The organism is Pseudoalteromonas sp. SR41-8, assembly GCF_014163915.1.
GTDB classification, from domain to species: Bacteria; Pseudomonadota; Gammaproteobacteria; order Enterobacterales; family Alteromonadaceae; genus Pseudoalteromonas; species Pseudoalteromonas rhizosphaerae.
Map to the genome: position 1 here is coordinate 24,405 of NZ_JACJEE010000028.1, position 17,465 is coordinate 41,869.

A 17,465-nucleotide genomic window follows, 5' to 3' on the forward strand; every position below is an offset into this window, starting at 1 on the left:
AGGCCAACTCTAATGTTAGATAAAGTAGTCATTGCAAACCGAGGTGAAATTGCACTTCGTATATTGCGCGCCTGCAAAGAGCTTGGGATCAAAACGGTTGCTGTGCATTCAACGGCGGATCGCGATCTTAAGCATGTATTGCTTGCAGATGAAACAATATGTATTGGTAGACCTTCTGCCACTGAAAGTTACTTAGACATTCCGCGCATTATTGCGGCAGCTGAAGTAACCGATGCAGTTGCTATCCACCCGGGTTATGGTTTCCTTGCAGAAAACGCTGATTTTGCTGATCAAGTTGAACAAAGTGGTTTTGTGTTTATTGGTCCGCGCGGCGACACGATTCGTCTAATGGGCGATAAAGTATCTGCAATCGAAGCAATGCGTAAAGCTGGCGTACCATGTGTACCAGGTTCAGATGGTCCGGTATCGGATGATAAAGACCGCAACATGCAAATCGCTAAACGTATCGGTTACCCAGTGATCATTAAAGCCGCTGGTGGCGGTGGTGGTCGTGGTATGCGGGTTGTTCGCAGTGAAGCTGAGTTAATTGACTCAATCGCTTTAACGCAACAAGAAGCAAAACAGTTCTTTGGTAATAGCATGGTTTACATGGAAAAATTCCTTGAAAACCCACGTCATATCGAAGTTCAAGTATTGGCTGACGGGCAAGGTAATGCTGTTCACTTAGGTGAACGTGATTGTTCTATGCAACGTCGTCATCAAAAAGTAGTCGAAGAAGCGCCAGCACCAGGTATTACTGCTGAAGTGCGTAAGTTTATCGGTGAGCGTTGTACGCGTGCATGTATCGAAATCGGTTATCGTGGTGCGGGTACATTTGAGTTCTTATACGAAAATGGTGAGTTCTATTTCATTGAAATGAACACTCGTATTCAGGTTGAGCATCCAGTGACAGAAATGGTTACCGGTGTTGATTTGATCAAAGAGCAGTTAAAAATTGCAGCGGGCCAACCACTATCATTCACGCAAGACGATGTCGTTATTCGTGGTCATGCAATTGAGTGTCGTATTAATGCTGAAGATCCTGAAACGTTTATCCCGTCACCGGGTAAAATTACGCGTTTCCACCCAGCAGGTGGTTTAGGTATTCGTTGGGACAGCCATATTTATGCTGACTACACAGTGCCACCACACTATGATTCAATGATCGGTAAATTAATTACTTACGGTGAAAACCGTAATGTAGCAATTGCCCGTGCACGTAACGCATTGAATGAGCTTGTGATTGACGGTATTAAAACTAATACGTCATTACATAAGCGCATCTTAGCGGATGAAAACTTCCAAAATGGTGGTACTAATATCCACTATCTTGAGAAAAAATTAGGTCTATAGTCCTAATTACAAAAAAAACCGGCAACTTTGCCGGTTTTTTTGTGTCTATAAGTGTCGATTCTCGCCTTAGTAAAATAATCTGGTATGATTAACAAGTTATCGTTTTTAATACTATCCATGAGGTTAGAATGACGCACTGTGTTGGTTTTCAACTCGCTGATGAAGCTGCAACGGTTAAAATGGGCAATCAACTTGCTATGCTAATGGAGCAAGGTGCAGTTATTTACTTACACGGTGATTTGGGAGCAGGTAAAACCACTTTAACACGTGGTGTGATCCAAGGCTTTGGTCATCAAGGTAAAGTTAAGAGTCCAACTTATACGCTGGTGGAGCCTTATGAGTTGGCAACGGCCAATGTTTATCATTTTGATTTATATCGTTTAGGCGATCCAGAAGAATTAGAATACATGGGTATTCGAGATTATTTTTCGCCAACAGCTATTTGTGTGGTGGAATGGCCTGAAAAAGGCGGCGAGTTTATCCCAACACCAGACTTAGATATTACTTTACGTTATGTCGGCGATGCACGAGCAATTGAGATCCAAAGCATTAGCCCGCGTGGTCACAGTATCGTGGATAAACTCAAAAACCATAGTGAATAACAACAAATAATAAGGGTGTGAAGATACCGATGAGTCGAGTTGTCATAAAGTGGATGGGTGCTTTTTTGCTGTTAGCAATCAGTGCTAATCTCTATGCACAAAATACTATCAATAGTGTACGGGTGTGGCCATCGCCAGATAGTACGCGGGTAGTATTCGACTTAACGGATAAGCCCGACTTCAGTTATTTTATGCTAAAAAATCCACTGCGCTTAGTGGTCGATTTAGAAAATACAGATAAAATAAAAGACCTACCAACTATTCCCAGTAAGCATCAAATCGTCAGTAAACTACGTTACTCGAAAGCGAAAAGCAGCCAGGGGGTACGATTTGTTTTTGAGCTTACAGGGGCCGTTAAACCGGTGATTTTTGCACTGGCGCCAACGGGACCTTATAAAAATCGTTTAGTGGTCGACTTATATGACAAAAATCAAGCAGAGCCAGTAGCTGCAACGAGTAATACTGCGGTTAAAAAGCGTGAGCTTAATCAACAACGCGATATTATTATTGCTATTGATGCAGGCCATGGCGGCGAAGACCCTGGGTCAATTGGCCCCTCTGGTACTTATGAAAAAGATATCACACTACAAATTGCCAAACGCTTAGAGCGGATGATTGATGCTGAACGCGGGATGATTTCGCGAATGGTGCGAAGTGGAGATTACTTTGTCAAACTTAATACTCGCACTAGCCGTGCAAGGCAGAAAAAGGCTGACTTTTTAGTTTCAATTCATGCGGATGCATTTACTAGCCCGCAACCAAATGGCGCCTCTGTTTGGGTGTTATCACTTCGTCGTGCTAATTCAGAAATTGGTAAATGGATAGAAGATAAAGAAAAACATTCAGAGCTACTCGGTGGTGCTGCTGGAGTGATTAAAGACACGGCCAGTGAAAAGTACTTGGCGCAGGCGCTGTTGGATATGTCGATGGATCATTCGATGAAAACCGGTTTCAGCGTTGCTGAAGGCATGGTTCATGAGCTTAAAAAGGTCGCTAAGTTACATAAAAAAGAGCCGCAAGCGGCTAGCCTAGCGGTATTAAAGTCACCAGATATTCCATCTATTTTGGTCGAAACTGGGTTTATTTCAAACCCGCGAGAAGAAAAACTATTAAAAAGTGCTAATCACCAAGAGCGCTTAGCGAAAGCAATATTTACTTCTATCAAAAGTTATTATCTTAAAAATCCTCCGGATGATTCGCTGTTTGCGTCGTTAAAATCGCAATATCCTACTAAACATAAAGTTCGCCCTGGTGAGTCGTTAAGTTTGTTAGCTAGTCGCTATGGGGTATCTGTAGGTAAACTTAAACAAGTCAATCAATTAAAATCTAATACCTTGTTTATTGGTCAAGAGTTAGACATTCCGCAAAGTTAAAATCGTTAGGATCAGTATGAGCATTGAAATATTACCCGCGCGATTAGCTAACCAAATTGCTGCGGGCGAAGTGGTTGAGAGACCCGCATCTGTGGTTAAAGAACTCGTTGAAAATAGCCTAGATGCAGGCGCAACACGTATTCAAATTGATATTGAGCGCGGCGGTCATAAGCTTATTCGCATTCGTGATAACGGCTCAGGCATTGATAAAGACGAGCTCACGTTGGCGCTTTCTCGTCATGCTACTAGTAAATTAAAGTCCCTTGATGATTTAGAAAATATTTGTTCTTTGGGCTTTCGCGGCGAAGCATTGGCGTCTATTAGTTCGGTATCGCGTTTGACACTTAGCTCAAAAACCAAACAGCAAGAGGCGGCTTGGCAAGCATTTGCGCAGGGGCGAGATATGGCGGTGCAGATTAAACCCACTGCCCACCCTGACGGCACCACCATTGAAGTTAAAGACTTATTTTTTAATACGCCCGCTAGACGTAAATTTTTACGCACCGAAAAAACCGAATTCACTCACATTGATGAGTTAATAAAGCGTATTGCCCTGAGCCGTTTTGATGTGTCAATTACCCTCACCCATAACGATAAAGTAGTGCGTCAATATCGTGCTAAAACCGACCCTGCACAGGCTATTGCTCGGGTCGCTCAGGTTGCAGGTAAAGCCTTTGCTGAGCAGGGGTTATATATTGAGTCAGGCGATACAGGCTTGCAGCTACATGGTTGGGTGCTACCAGTTGGCTCGAGTAATACTACGCAATATACCTATGTAAATAATCGTATGATGCGCGATAAGCTTATTTCTCATGCCATTCGTCAAGCGTTCGAAGAAGTCGCAGGCCAAGAAGAGCTACCGGGCTTTGTTATTTATATCGACATTGATCCGCGTCAAGTGGATGTAAACGTGCATCCTGCGAAACACGAAGTGCGTTTTCATCAAGGTCGCTTAGTGCATGATTTTATTCTGCAGGCAATTAAACAAGTCGTGGTGCCGCTTCAAGATGAGTTTGCTGGTGTTACTCAGCATGTTGATTCGCAACACAGCGATGCTAAAGCAGCGCATACAGCAACACCCGCTCACTCCAGCAATACAGCAGGCAGTTTGTTTGATTATCCTAAGTCGCACTTACAACCAGCGGAGCAAGCTCGCTACGGTGCTAATTTAGCACCTAGTGGTGGTGGATATACAGGTTCAAGCGAGCGAAGTAAGCAAGCGAGCCGGACAAATCATCAAGATGTGAATGCGTTTTATCAAGGGGTCAATGAGCAACACGCCAGCCATTTTGATCAACCTATTGGCGTTACTCAAGAAGTAGCACCATTGTTACAGACGCAAAGTGCGCAGCCGTTGCTGGTACAAAGTGATGGCGGTTGTGTATTTAGCCTGCAACAGCAATTATATTGCTCACACTTTAAATATTTATTAGTCAATGATTGGCTTGAGCTTATTGCTGAGCAAGGCAGCTTAGAAGGAAAAGCCTTACTATTGCCTGTGCGAGTTAATATCAGTAAAGAAGACAGCCAAAGCTTAACACAGCAACAATCATGGTTTACCTTGCTGGGCTTTGAGTTATTGATTGAAAAGCAATTTGTGATGGTTAAAAAGTTGCCACAGAGTTTGTATCTGCTTGATGTGAGCCAAGCCGTAGATGCGCTATTAAAAGCCACTAAGGCTGAGCTTAATAGTGTGGAGCAATGGCTAAACTGGCAGCTTAGCCAAGTGCCCGAGCGCTTTTTTGCCAGCCAAGCTTTTGCCTTGGCGGTTACGCGAATGCAAAATAATCCGCAAACAATCCAGCGTTTATCTGCAAAAGCAGTTAAAATAGATTTAAGTTATTTTTTAGCACAGTTAGATTAAGGTTATTGAGTTGAGTAATTTACCGGTCATTTTTTTAATGGGCCCAACCGCTGCAGGCAAAACTGCATTAGCAATCGCCTTATGCCAACATTTAAAAACTGAAATAATCAGCGTCGATTCAGCCTTAGTGTATAAAGATATGAACATAGGTACGGCAAAACCTGATCAACATGAGTTAGCGCTTGCGCCACATCATTTAATTGATCTAATCGACCCTAGTGAAAGTTACTCAGTAGCTGATTTTCGTCGTGATGCAATTGAAAAGATTGACCAATTTCACCAACAAGGTAAAGTGCCTGTATTAGTTGGTGGTACAATGATGTACTTTAAAGCATTAATTGATGGATTATCGCCATTACCTGAAGCATGCTCGGTAGTACGAGCAGAGCTTGAGCAACAAGCTAAGCAACATGGCTGGCCGGCACTTTATAAAGAGCTTGAGATAATTGATCCGCAAGCGGCACAAAAAATGAGCGAGAATGACTCGCAACGCATTAACCGCGCCCTTGAAGTTTACCGATTAACGGGTAAAACAATGACTGAATTACAAAAAAGTAAGCAGCCGAGTTTACCGTATACTTTTCATCAATTTGCTATTGCGCCTGATGATCGCGCCGATTTACACCAGCGAATTGAACAAAGGTTTAAAATAATGCTTGAGCAGGGGTTTGAAAATGAAGTTTCATCCCTATATCAACGTAAGGATTTACACCCTAACTTACCTTCCATTCGTTGCGTGGGTTATAGACAAATGTGGGATTACATTGCTGGCGAGATTGATTACGATGAAATGGTCTTTCGCGGTATTGCAGCAACACGACAGCTTGCTAAGCGTCAATTGACGTGGTTAAGAGGTTGGCCCGATGTAACGTGGTTAACAACGGGTGATGAAGAAAACTTGCAACGTGTTGTAAGTTCGCTAAGCTAGTAGTAGTTGAAATTTTTTAGCTTTGTTAAATGAGTTCAGCCACTTAATTATAATAACACCTAGAACGAAGGAAAATAACATGGCAAAAGGCCAATCGTTACAAGACCCATTTTTGAATGCGCTACGTCGTGAGCGTATTCCAGTATCAATCTTTTTGGTTAATGGCATCAAACTACAAGGTAAGATCCAGTCATTTGATCAATTTGTTATTTTACTAGAAAACACCGTGAATCAAATGGTGTATAAACATGCGATTTCTACCGTAGTTCCTGCTCGTGCTGTTAACTTCCAAGGTATTCAAGGAAGCGAAGACGGTGAAGAGCCTGAAGCTGGAAATTTTTAAATTAGGAGCATAATGTTTGTTTGACCGTTATGAAGCCGGCGAACAGGCAGTCTTAGTTCATATCGACTTTCCAAAAGAAGGGGATCGTGAAGATCTTCATGAATTGGAAATGTTGGTATCTTCTGCTGGTGTTAGCAGTTTGGCGGTTGTGCAAGGCAGCCGTCAAGCACCACATCCGAAACTATTCGTCGGTACCGGAAAGGCTGAAGAAATCGCTGAGATTGTCAAAATCCACAACGCAGATGTCGTCATTTTTAATCATCAACTCAGACCGTCACAGGAACGCAATTTAGAACGCGTTTGCCAATGTCGTGTGCTTGATAGAACGACGCTTATTCTTGATATTTTTGCGCAACGTGCACGTACCCATGAAGGTAAGTTGCAGGTTGAGCTAGCACAATTGCGTCATATGTCGACGCGTTTGATCCGAGGCTGGACGCATCTTGAACGCCAAAAAGGCGGGATCGGTTTGCGCGGGCCTGGTGAAACTCAGCTAGAAACAGATCGACGTTTATTGCGAGTTCGTATTCAAAGTATTCGCGCGCGTTTAGAGAAAGTGGCAGTGCAGCGTGAGCAAGGTAGACGTGCTCGTAACCGCAATGAAATTCCTACGGTGTCGTTGGTAGGGTATACCAATGCGGGTAAGTCGACGCTATTTAATCGCATTACTAACTCTAATGTGTATGCTGCTGATCAACTGTTCGCGACGCTTGATCCAACTTTACGCAAACTCGAAATAGAAGATGTTGGTTCGATAATTTTAGCCGATACCGTTGGCTTTATTCGCCATTTACCCCATGACTTAGTTGCCGCATTTAAAGCGACGCTAACCGAAACTCGTGAAGCTGATTTACAACTTCATGTGGTCGATGTTGCGGATCATCGTCGTAAAGAGAATATTGAACAGGTACAATCGGTTCTTAAAGAAATAGAAGCTGATGAAGTGCCGCAATTGTTGGTTTACAACAAAATTGATGCGCTTGAAGATATTGAACCACGTATTGACCGTGACGATGAAGGCATGCCTATTAGAGTATGGTTGTCGGCACACAGTGGCGCAGGGTGTGAACTATTGTCTGAAGCTATCAGCGAGCTGTTAGCAAAGAAAATGTTTGTTCATACGCTTAAATTAGCTCCGCAATATGGTCGTTTACGTGCTGCGTTGTTCAATTTAAATGCCGTGCATCAAGAAGACTTTGATGAACAGGGTCATTGGTTACTTGCTACTCGACTGCCTATGGTAGAATGGAATCGTTTAAGAAAAGAGTTTGGTCCTGAAATCGACGCTTTTATTTCGTAATTCGAAAAAACTACTGCACAATGTCATTTTTAGTATGAGAACTGCGGTATTTTTGTTAGATTTAACGTAATTACCTAAATTATTTAGATAACAATGGAGTATAGCTATGGCCTGGAATGAACCGGGTAATAATGGCAATGACAAAGATCCGTGGAACAAAAAAGGCGGACGTGATCAAGGCCCACCTGACTTAGACGAGGTGTTTCGTAAATTCAGCAGCAAGTTTGGTGGCTTATTTGGCGGTAATAAATCCGGCAATGGCGGCGGCGGACTTGGTGGAGCTGGTCTTTCATTTGTACTGATCATTGCTGCAATTGTATGGGCATTGAGTGGTATTTATACCGTGAAAGAAGCAGAGCGCGGCATCGTTTTACATTTTGGTCAATTTGACCGCATTGCAGATCCAGGTCTGCGTTGGAAAATGACGTTTATTGAAACGGTAATTCCGGTAGATATTGAAGCCGTTCGCTCATTATCGACGTCTGGTTTTATGCTCACTGAAGATGAAAACGTGGTAAGCGTTGAGTTTCAGGTGCAATACCGTGTAATTGACCCTTTCCTATACAAATTTAGTGTAACTAATGCTGATTCTAGCTTAGAAGAAGCGCTAGAGAGTGCACTGCGTTATGTTGTTGGTCATTCAAAAATGGACCAAGTATTAACAAATGGCCGTGAGGTTGTGCGTCAAAATACCTGGGATGAACTGAATAAAATCATCGAACCGTATAACTTAGGCTTGATCGTAACTGACGTTAACTTTAAAGACTCACGCCCACCGGCTGAAGTTAAAGACGCGTTTGATGATGCCATTGCCGCACAAGAAGATGAACAACGTTTTATTCGTGAAGCTGAAGCATACGCGCGTGAAATTGAGCCACGTGCTCGTGGTCAAGTTACCCGTATGACGCAAGAAGCTGAAGGTTACGGCGAGCGCATTATTTTAGAAGCACAAGGTGAAGTCGCGCGTTTTGAAAAGCTATTACCTGAATATCAGGCTGCTAAGCGTGTAACCCGTGAGCGTTTATATATTGATGCCATGGAAGAAGTGCTAGGTAACAGTTCAAAAGTGTTAGTTGATGTTAAGGGCGGCAATAATATGATGTATTTACCGCTTGATAAAATCATGGATAAGCAAGGGAACGCAACCCGTGTTGCATTACCTAGCTCAAGTGATATTAACGACTTACGCAATAAAGTTAATACATCGCGCAATAGCACTGTGAACTCAAGTTCAGACCGCTTTGGTGCTGATCGCTTTAACGACGGGAGATAAGCGCAATGAAAAACTTTAGTTTAGTTATATTACTAGCGGCCGTTGTGTTGTCTTTTTCGTCAGTGTTCGTAGTACCTGAAGGGCAAAAAGCAATTGTTATGCTATTCAGCAAAGTGCAAAAAGACAGTGATGATAAAGCAATTGTTTATGGTCCTGGCTTACAATTCAAAGTACCTTTCTTTAGTCAAGTACGTCGTATTGATGCGCGTATTCAGACATTAGATGGTGCACCGGATCGTTTTGTTACTAGTGAGAAAAAAGACTTAATAGTTGATTCGTTTGTAAAATGGCGTGTTAGTGATTTTAGTGCTTTTTACTTACGTGCCCGTGGTGATAAGCAATACGCTGAAGCACTACTTAAGCAAAAAGTAAATAATGGTCTACGTACTAACTTTGGTTCACGTACTATCCGTGAGATTGTTTCCGGTGAACGTAGCGAGTTAATGGAAGAAGCATTAGTTCAAGCTTCTGAAAGTGCTCAAGAGCTAGGTATTGAAGTACTTGATGTACGTGTTAAGCAAATCAATTTACCGTCAGAAGTGAGTAATTCGATTTACCAACGTATGCGTGCAGAGCGTACTGCTGTTGCTAAAGAGCATCGCTCTGAAGGTCAAGAAAAAGCCGAAACGATTCGTGCTGACATTGACCGTCGTGTCACAGTAATGCTGGCTGATGCTGAGCGTAATGCCCGTACCGTTCGCGGTGAAGGCGATGCAAAAGCTGCGGCTATTTATGCCAATGCGTACAATAAAGATGCTGAATTCTTTGGTTTTGTACGTTCATTAGAGGCCTATAAAAAGACCTTTAAAGATAAGCAAGACGTAATGGTATTATCACCAGACAGTGACTTCTTTAGATATATGAAAGGTGCTGCAGCGCAGTAATCTTTTCTAAATCTAGCACAAATCCAAACCCTGTGTATGCAGGGTTTTTCTTTTAGTAAGATGAATTTTTATGAGTAACTTAATGTTATTCAACCAGTTAATTTTTATTGCAAAGGTCGTTGTACGACTGCGCAGAAAAAATAACCTAAACGGGGGTGATCTTTCCCCTCATTATCTGGTAAAATCTCGTCCTAATTTTTTCTAAGTGAATTTACAATGGGTAAAAACGTTGTTGTATTAGGCACCCAATGGGGTGACGAAGGTAAGGGTAAGGTAGTTGACCTCCTTACAGACAAAGCATCTTTAGTAGTTCGTTACCAAGGTGGCCATAACGCTGGTCATACACTGGTAATCGAAGGTGAAAAGACAGTTTTACACCTTATTCCATCGGGTGTATTACGTGACAATGTTAAGTGTGTGATTGGTAATGGTGTTGTTGTTTCACCAGAAGCGCTAATGAAAGAGATTGGCATGCTTGAAGAACGTGGCGTACCAGTACGTGAACGTTTATTGATCAGTGAAGCATGTCCGCTTATTTTGCCTTTCCACATCGCATTAGATGTAGCTCGTGAAAAAGCACGTGGTAATAAAGCGATTGGTACAACAGGTCGCGGCATAGGTCCTGCTTATGAAGATAAAGTAGCCCGTCGTGGTTTGCGTATCGGTGACTTATTCAACCCTGAATTATTCGCTGCGAAGCTTAAAGAAGTATTGGAATACCATAACTTCACTTTAGTAAATTATTACAAAGTAGATGCGGTAGATTTCCAACAGACGTTTGATGATGCAATGGCTGTTGCAGATATCCTTAAAGCAATGGTTGTTGACGTAACTGAGTTACTTGATCAAACGCGTCTAGCGGGCGACAACATCTTGTTTGAAGGCGCGCAAGGTACATTACTTGATATCGATCACGGTACTTACCCATATGTAACGTCTTCAAATACTACTGCTGGTGGCGTTGCTACAGGTGCTGGTTTTGGTCCGTTAAATCTTGATTATGTACTAGGTATTATCAAAGCTTACACCACGCGTGTTGGTTCTGGTCCTTTCCCTACCGAGCTTTACGACGGTTTAGAAAAACAAGACCCAGTTGGTAAGCACTTAGGTACCGTAGGTCATGAGTTTGGTGCAACGACTGGTCGCTTACGTCGTACTGGTTGGTTAGATGCTGTGGCTATGCGCCGTGCAGTACAAATTAACTCTATCTCAGGTTTTTGTTTAACTAAACTAGACGTGTTAGATGGTCTAGAAACACTAAAAATCTGTACTGGTTATCAGTTAGAAGATGGCACTATCACTAATGTGACGCCACTTGCTGCTGAAGGTTATGATAAAGTAACGCCAGTTTATGAAGAGATGCCTGGTTGGACTGAAAATACAGTGGGTGCTACTACTGTTGAGCAGCTACCAAAAGCGGCACTTGATTACATCAAACGCATTGAAGAAATCACCGGTGTACCTGTTGATATTATTTCTACAGGTCCTGACCGTGTAGAAACTATGGTATTACGCAGTCCGTTTGCATAATTACTAATAGTACTAAAAAAGCTGCCTTGTGCAGCTTTTTTTGTGTCTGGGGATAGTGTTTATAATAAATAAGCTATTTATAAATTTCATTATGGAACGATCTTTGTATAAACTTTAGCAAGATGGTTTTTAATTTAAAGTGACCTAAATGCGTTTGTTAACTTGTTTATCATTAGTGCCGTTATCGTTTTTGCTGGCAAGCCACGCCAAGTCTGAAGAGACCATAGCTGCCGTGCCACTATATACAGAAACTGAGCTGCTTGCTTTGATCAATAGTAATACACATCTTGCGCGTGTAAAGGCAGATGACTGCCAGTTAGTACAAGATATCGAAGCACGAGCCAATAAAATGGCACTGCCTTCTTATCAATTTTTATATGGCGATATGCTGGCGTATGCGGTGTGTGTTGATCGTAATGTAGAGCTTGGTGTGTATTATATGCGTCAAGCAGCGCAGCAAGGCTTAGCGGCGGCATTAGAGCAACTCGGGCGATACTATGACACGGGTCGATTAGTGCAAAAGGATAAAGCGCTTGCTGTGACTTACCTACGTGAAGCTTCATCACAAGGTAATTTAAAAGCACAATTGCGGTTAGTTAATTTATTTAATCAAGGCTATGGCAGTCCACGTGATTACGAAGACGCATATCGTTGGTTATTTCATAGTATGGTTGCAGATAAAGCAACCCATAAAAAGATTGAACGCTCGCTAGCCCAATTGGCGCAAAAAATGCCCGATAGTGTTGTCGCGCGAGCACGCTTGCCGATGTAGGTATGAGCTGATCAGTTAGCAAGTTGAAAGTAAAAGGGCTAGGTGTGATACCTAGCCCTTTTCGTTTTACTCTTTTATTTCTTTCGGTTCTTTGTTTTTGCCATTATTAGGATCTTTCAATACCGACATTTTTGGTGGCAGCATCGCGACGACACGTTCACCTTCTTGCGGCGGTTTTTCCATATTAATAGTAAACGGACGCAGTTTGATAGGGCTATCATCATCACTGTCTTTGTCACCATTGAGGATGAATAACGGAATTGCATCGCTGTTCATCTCTTGGTATTTGCCCCAGTTAAACTCTTCAGAAATTCGCGTTACACTGACCTTGCCGCCTTTGGCAATTAAGCTACTTAAACGTGCATAAGAGCCGCTGTCACCAAACAAAATTTGCCGAGATAGAAACGTCGCGCTGTCTTTGTTTGCTTTGGCGTGAGAGGTAGAAGAACGCAATGAAAAGACATTCTTTTCATTCAATAAATGTGAAAAATACTGCACGCCTAGCGCGTTATGATGGCGGTTTGGCGAAAGCGCCATTACGCTGCGTAGAGTTGTCAGGGGTAAGTAACGTTCAGCATGTTCTGATTGCGGGTTACCATAATAACAAGGCAGCCCATCCATACGTGCCATGCGGCAGTTTTCCCAAGCTGGATCTGATAAGTGTACTTGAATATTTTGCTCTTTTAGCCCACAAGCAATGGCACGAGCGACATGGTTTGCACCAATGATCAAAATAGTATTAGGTGAAGGCTGACGAACACCTAATAGCTTCGCAATCGGAATCGCAGTTAAGCTTTGCAAAACTACTGTGATAATGATAACGGTAAAAATCAGTGGCACCATTTTCTCGGCGTCAGCAACACCAGCTTCCATCATACTAATAGCAAAAACAGAGCCTACCGCTGCTGCGACAATACCGCGCGGAGCAATCCACGCGAGTACTAAGCGAGATTTAATTGGTAGCTCAGTGCCGAAAGTGGAGATCGCAATACACAATGGGCGAGCGATAAATAATACGATAGCCAAAAAGATGAACACATCGGCATCAAGCATCATTAAATCAGCTAATTCTAAACGCGCAGCAAGCAAAATGAATAAGGTTGAAATTAAGATCATAGACAGATCTTCTTTAAACTCTAAAACAGAATCAATTTCTAAATCGTCTTGGTTCGCTAACCAAATACCAAATACAGTAACCGCTAATAGACCTGACTCATGGCTCAAATGATTTGAGACTGTAAAGCTAATAAGTACCAGAGCTAAGATGCCGAATTTATGTAATTCAAATGGTAGCCATTCGCGGCGGATCAGTAACGTTGTAAGCCAACCTGCGACCACACCAATAGATAAACCGACTCCTAAGGTTTTAAACAAGGCGATTACGGTATGGATAAACACTTCACCTTGACCAACTAGCATTACCGCTTCAAATACTAAAACCGCAAATAAAGCACCAATTGGGTCAATAACAATGCCCTCCCAGCGTAGTATGCGATCAATGTCTTGGGTTGGCCGCATTGAGTTTAATAGCGGTGCAATAACTGTTGGGCCAGTAACAACCAATACCGCACCGAGCACCGCTGCTACACGCCAGTTGAGTTCTAAAATCCAATAGGCACTGAGGCTTATCACTATACAAGTCGTAATCATGCCAATAGAGCACAAGTTACGGACTACCTTGCCAATACCTTTGAGCTCTCGAAAGTGTAGAGTTAAAGAACCTTCAAATAAGATCACCGCAACACTGAGCGAGACCACAGGGAAGAGTAAATCACCAAGCAGTGCATCTGGATCAAGTAAACCCGTAGCAGGGCCAAGTAACAGGCCGGTAAGTAACAAAAATAAAATAGCTGGGACACGAAAACCCCATGCTATCCATTGGGCGAGAACCGAACATAGAGCGATCCCTGCGATATAAATAGCTGACATAGATGAAGTATTCCTTATTTATTACAACAGTTAGGAGTAAACCTTTCGATACTTATAATACAGGGGTATACACGTGTATGTTAATTTTTCCTAATAGAATTTTAGCTGTTTACGAACTTATTTGTAGAAGAAATGATAATTTATTGGTTTTGAAATATTTGAAACAAATTAAACTCTGTTTAACTGACTGAATCTTATAGACTTTAAAATTTATTAGCTGCAATAGTAAGCCGAGTGAATAAAATATAGTCTTGATCTTTAGGCTAAAAGTAGCGTAATATAGTTAGTGTTCAAACAATTAGTCATCTAATTAGTTACTTGTTAGGTATAAGCGAATACATATAGTTATTTTTAAGTTGCTTTAAATTACAACAACTTAGATTGAGGTCACTATATTTATATGCTTAAAAATCAATTTGTTAATTGTTTTGAATGCAGTTTGTACAATTTTACTCATTTTTAGTAATTAGTTAATTTGAACATAAATTACATTTTATTGTGATTCATATTGTTTGAGTTGAACTGTTACTTACTCAATATTTGACACCCATCGTGGTGAGCAAATCTCGGTCCTTGAGTCATCACCCTATCTGTTGGTGTACCAGACTTTAGAGGCTCTATGTATGTTGTTAATAAAAAAGCTTCACACAGCTTTTTACAGCGATGCATAAACAACACTTTTTATTTACTTTATAACTGTTCAGTCTTAATGATTGAGCCAAAGTTATGCTATATCTAACGCACTTTGTTAATTAACTAAGTGAGCGTTTCCGGCTGGGTATTAAAAAGTGATGGCTAAAGAAAGTGAGCAAAAGCAAGTGCAAATTGTTAACTCGTAACCTAGGTAAACACTAGGTGGTTGTTTTCAGATTTATCCAAACTAGGGTAAGTCACAGTTAAAATGGAAAGTTGAACATTTATGCAAAAGTTAAATTGGCGACGTATCGTATTAAAAGTAGGTAGCGCATTGATTGCACCTGATCAAGATGGTTGTCGCTCACGCTATTTATTAACCATCGCTCAGTTTATTGTTCGTTGTCGTAGTCAAGGAATTGAAGTTATTTTAGTTTCGTCAGGCTCAGTTGCCGCTGGCGCGCATTTATTTCCGAAGACACAAGAGCGCACTGTGGCAATGAAAAAAGCCATGGCAGCAGCAGGGCAAACCGAAATGATGGCTATGTGGGACCGCTTTTTTGATTTCCCATCGGCGCAGATTTTATTAACTCATGGTGACTTACGTGACCGTGAGCGTTATGAGAGTATTAGAGAAACTGTTTTCACTTTGTTGGATCATGGTGTGCTGCCAATCATGAATGAAAATGATACTGTGACAACTGATGATTTAAAAGTCGGTGATAATGATAACTTATCGGCAATGGTCGCTGCGGCAGCAGATGCTGATGCATTGATGATTTTTTCAGATGTGGATGGGCTTTATGATAAAAACCCTAATCTGCACGATGATGCAATATTACTGCCTGAAATTAAATCAATTGATGAATCAATCTATGCTATGGCAGGATCTGCTACCAGTGCGGTTGGTACAGGTGGTATGAAAACTAAAATTGAAGCAGCTGAAAAAGCGACTTCACATGGTATTACTACTTATATAATTAATGGTTTTAAAGAGCAGACATTTACAAAACTGCTGGAAGGTGAGAACCCAGGTACTATTTTCTTACCGTACGAAAAACCGATGCAAGAAGCTGTTCACTGGATGACTCATACTGCAAGTGAGCAAGGTGAAGTTGTTGTCGCAGGTTCATACGATGAATCTTTAGAAGGTGAAACTGGCTGTATCCGTGGCGATGAAATTGTCGCAGTGCATGGTGAGTTTGCAATTGGCGATACCATTTTGGTACGTAGCAGCGACGGCACTCGATTAGCCAAAGCAACTGCAAATTACAGTAGTTGTTTATTGAATTTTATAGCTGATAACGAACAAAGCGAATTTAGCGACAAGATGCAAGATTCGATTGGTCCTGTTATTTCAGAGAAAGATATCGCATTATTGGAGAAGTCATGAGTTTAATTACAGATATTTCACGTCAGGCAGCAAAAGCGGCACATCAGTTAGCCTTACTCGATACCGAGACTAAAAATCAGGTGCTACTGGATATGGCTGCAGCATTACGCCAACAAAAAGCATTTATTATTAAAGAGAACGAAAGTGATTTAGCCGCAGCCCGCGATAACAATCTAGCAGCCGCTATGATTGACCGTTTAACGCTCAATGACGAACGTATTGAAGCGATGGCTGAAGGCATTGAAGTGATTGTAAGCCTTGATGATCCGGTGGGTCAATTACGCGATATTACTGAACGTCCTAACGGGATTAAAATTCGTAAAATGCGCGTACCACTTGGTGTGGTATGTATGATTTATGAAGCGCGTCCAAATGTAACCGCTGATGCTGGAGCGTTATGCTTCAAATCAGGTAATGGGGTTATTTTACGTGGTGGTAAAGAGGCGCTTAAAAGCTCGCAAGCAATTGCTAGTGTTATGCATCAAGTATTAGAGCAGCATAATTTACCGGCAGCGTTAATCTCCGTTATTCCAGATCCAGACCGCGGATTATTAATGGAATTGATGCAGCAACGTGACAGCATTGACTTAATTATTCCACGCGGCGGCGAAGGGCTAATTAACTTTGTAACAGATAACAGTACAATTCCTGTGATCCAGCATTTTAAAGGTGTGTGTCATTTATACGTAGATAAAGACGCTGACTTAGAAGTGGCGATTAACTTGCTACTGAACGGTAAAACTCAGCGTACTGGCGTATGTAATGCATTAGAAGGACTTGTCGTTCATCAGGATGTTGCAGATGAGTTTTTAAATTTATGTGCTGTTGTATTACGCCAAGAAGGTGTAAAAATAAATGCAGATAGCCAAGCCGCACAATATTTTGATGATGCAACAGTGCTTGCGCCAGAGGAATTTGGCGAAGAATATTTAGATTTAGAAATCGCTATTCGTGTAGTACCAGATTTTGCTGGTGCAATTGAGCATATTGCGCAATTTGGTTCAAACCATACGGAAGTTATTTGCACTAAAAACCAAGCCGCGGCTGAATTGTTCCAGCGCAGTGTTGATGCCTCAGTAGTGATGGTTAATACCTCATCACGCTTCTCTGATGGTTCACAGTTAGGTTTAGGTGCAGAGATTGGTATCGCAACGTCAAAACTACACGCTTACGGTCCAATGGGCTTAGAATCATTAACGACGGAGAAATACCTCGTCAATGGTGTAGGTCAAATTCGCGAATAATTGGTAGTCGAATAACCAAATTAAAATGCCGAGTTTATGCTCGG

The 17,465-nt window shown here is 41.8% G+C and carries 14 protein-coding genes; 13 read left to right on the forward strand and 1 reads right to left on the reverse strand.

The genetic code is table 11. The features are described from left to right. The first annotated feature begins 12 nt into the window (after window positions 1-12). The 11 genes from accC to H5162_RS16470 all read left to right on the forward strand — a co-directional run bounded on the left by accC (window position 13) and on the right by H5162_RS16470 (window position 12,222). Entirely contained in the window at window positions 13-1,353 is a 1,341-nt protein-coding gene (gene accC / locus H5162_RS16420) for an acetyl-CoA carboxylase biotin carboxylase subunit (protein WP_145238085.1), read from the forward strand. Window positions 1,354-1,481: 128 nt separating this feature from the next. Next, a complete protein-coding gene (gene tsaE / locus H5162_RS16425; protein WP_145238089.1) occupies window positions 1,482-1,955 on the forward strand; it encodes a tRNA (adenosine(37)-N6)-threonylcarbamoyltransferase complex ATPase subunit type 1 TsaE in 474 nt (157 codons plus the stop codon). 29 nt (window positions 1,956-1,984) lie between these two features. Continuing rightward, entirely contained in the window at window positions 1,985-3,328 is a 1,344-nt protein-coding gene (locus tag H5162_RS16430) for an N-acetylmuramoyl-L-alanine amidase (RefSeq protein ID WP_145238092.1), read from the forward strand. A 16-nt stretch (window positions 3,329-3,344) separates the two neighbouring features. After that, window positions 3,345-5,192, forward strand: coding sequence for a DNA mismatch repair endonuclease MutL (mutL, locus tag H5162_RS16435; RefSeq protein WP_182760334.1), 1,848 nt, complete (start codon window positions 3,345-3,347; stop codon window positions 5,190-5,192). A gap of 10 nt (window positions 5,193-5,202) precedes the next feature. Then, window positions 5,203-6,120 (forward strand): tRNA (adenosine(37)-N6)-dimethylallyltransferase MiaA, encoded by a 918-nt coding sequence (gene miaA / locus H5162_RS16440; RefSeq protein WP_182760335.1) that lies wholly within the window; start codon window positions 5,203-5,205, stop codon window positions 6,118-6,120. A gap of 79 nt (window positions 6,121-6,199) precedes the next feature. Continuing rightward, on the forward strand, window positions 6,200-6,463 hold the full coding sequence (hfq, locus tag H5162_RS16445; RefSeq protein ID WP_064668197.1) for an RNA chaperone Hfq: 264 nt from the start codon (window positions 6,200-6,202) through the stop codon (window positions 6,461-6,463). 16 nt (window positions 6,464-6,479) lie between these two features. Beyond that, complete coding sequence (hflX, locus tag H5162_RS16450) at window positions 6,480-7,763, forward strand: ribosome rescue GTPase HflX (RefSeq protein WP_149980498.1); 1,284 nt, start codon at window positions 6,480-6,482, stop codon at window positions 7,761-7,763. A gap of 106 nt (window positions 7,764-7,869) precedes the next feature. After that, window positions 7,870-9,036 carry an FtsH protease activity modulator HflK gene (hflK, locus tag H5162_RS16455; protein ID WP_145238104.1) on the forward strand — a complete coding sequence of 389 codons (1,167 nt, stop codon included), beginning with the start codon at window positions 7,870-7,872 and terminating at the stop codon, window positions 9,034-9,036. A gap of 5 nt (window positions 9,037-9,041) precedes the next feature. Further along, complete coding sequence (gene hflC, locus H5162_RS16460) at window positions 9,042-9,920, forward strand: protease modulator HflC (RefSeq protein ID WP_145238107.1); 879 nt, start codon at window positions 9,042-9,044, stop codon at window positions 9,918-9,920. A gap of 216 nt (window positions 9,921-10,136) precedes the next feature. Beyond that, window positions 10,137-11,450, forward strand: coding sequence for an adenylosuccinate synthase (locus tag H5162_RS16465; RefSeq protein WP_145238109.1), 1,314 nt, complete (start codon window positions 10,137-10,139; stop codon window positions 11,448-11,450). A gap of 148 nt (window positions 11,451-11,598) precedes the next feature. Then, on the forward strand, window positions 11,599-12,222 hold the full coding sequence (locus H5162_RS16470) for a tetratricopeptide repeat protein (RefSeq protein ID WP_145238110.1): 624 nt from the start codon (window positions 11,599-11,601) through the stop codon (window positions 12,220-12,222). 66 nt (window positions 12,223-12,288) lie between these two features. Here the strand turns inward: H5162_RS16470 and H5162_RS16475 are convergent, their stop codons facing one another. Then, window positions 12,289-14,151, reverse strand: coding sequence for a sodium:proton antiporter (locus tag H5162_RS16475; protein ID WP_145238113.1), 1,863 nt, complete (start codon window positions 14,149-14,151; stop codon window positions 12,289-12,291). A gap of 919 nt (window positions 14,152-15,070) precedes the next feature. On the opposite strand from H5162_RS16475, the gene proB reads away from it, so the two are divergent. Both proB and H5162_RS16485 read left to right on the forward strand, forming a co-directional pair. Then, window positions 15,071-16,177, forward strand: a complete 1,107-nt coding sequence (gene proB, locus H5162_RS16480; protein WP_145238116.1) for a glutamate 5-kinase — start codon at window positions 15,071-15,073, stop codon at window positions 16,175-16,177. Next, a complete protein-coding gene (locus H5162_RS16485; protein ID WP_145238119.1) occupies window positions 16,174-17,421 on the forward strand; it encodes a glutamate-5-semialdehyde dehydrogenase in 1,248 nt (415 codons plus the stop codon). The genes proB and H5162_RS16485 overlap by 4 nt, the downstream gene beginning before the upstream one ends. Window positions 17,422-17,465: the final 44 nt, after the last annotated feature.

Coding starts and splice junctions, on each gene's coding strand:
- accC (WP_145238085.1), top strand. CDS start 13: ATGTTAGATAAAGTAGTCATTGCAAACCGAGGTGAAATTGCACTTCGT.
- tsaE (WP_145238089.1), top strand. CDS start 1,482: ATGACGCACTGTGTTGGTTTTCAACTCGCTGATGAAGCTGCAACGGTT.
- H5162_RS16430 (WP_145238092.1), top strand. CDS start 1,985: ATGAGTCGAGTTGTCATAAAGTGGATGGGTGCTTTTTTGCTGTTAGCA.
- mutL (WP_182760334.1), top strand. CDS start 3,345: ATGAGCATTGAAATATTACCCGCGCGATTAGCTAACCAAATTGCTGCG.
- hfq (WP_064668197.1), top strand. CDS start 6,200: ATGGCAAAAGGCCAATCGTTACAAGACCCATTTTTGAATGCGCTACGT.
- hflK (WP_145238104.1), top strand. CDS start 7,870: ATGGCCTGGAATGAACCGGGTAATAATGGCAATGACAAAGATCCGTGG.
- hflC (WP_145238107.1), top strand. CDS start 9,042: ATGAAAAACTTTAGTTTAGTTATATTACTAGCGGCCGTTGTGTTGTCT.
- H5162_RS16465 (WP_145238109.1), top strand. CDS start 10,137: ATGGGTAAAAACGTTGTTGTATTAGGCACCCAATGGGGTGACGAAGGT.
- H5162_RS16470 (WP_145238110.1), top strand. CDS start 11,599: ATGCGTTTGTTAACTTGTTTATCATTAGTGCCGTTATCGTTTTTGCTG.
- H5162_RS16475 (WP_145238113.1), bottom strand. CDS start 14,151: ATGTCAGCTATTTATATCGCAGGGATCGCTCTATGTTCGGTTCTCGCC.
- proB (WP_145238116.1), top strand. CDS start 15,071: ATGCAAAAGTTAAATTGGCGACGTATCGTATTAAAAGTAGGTAGCGCA.
- H5162_RS16485 (WP_145238119.1), top strand. CDS start 16,174: ATGAGTTTAATTACAGATATTTCACGTCAGGCAGCAAAAGCGGCACAT.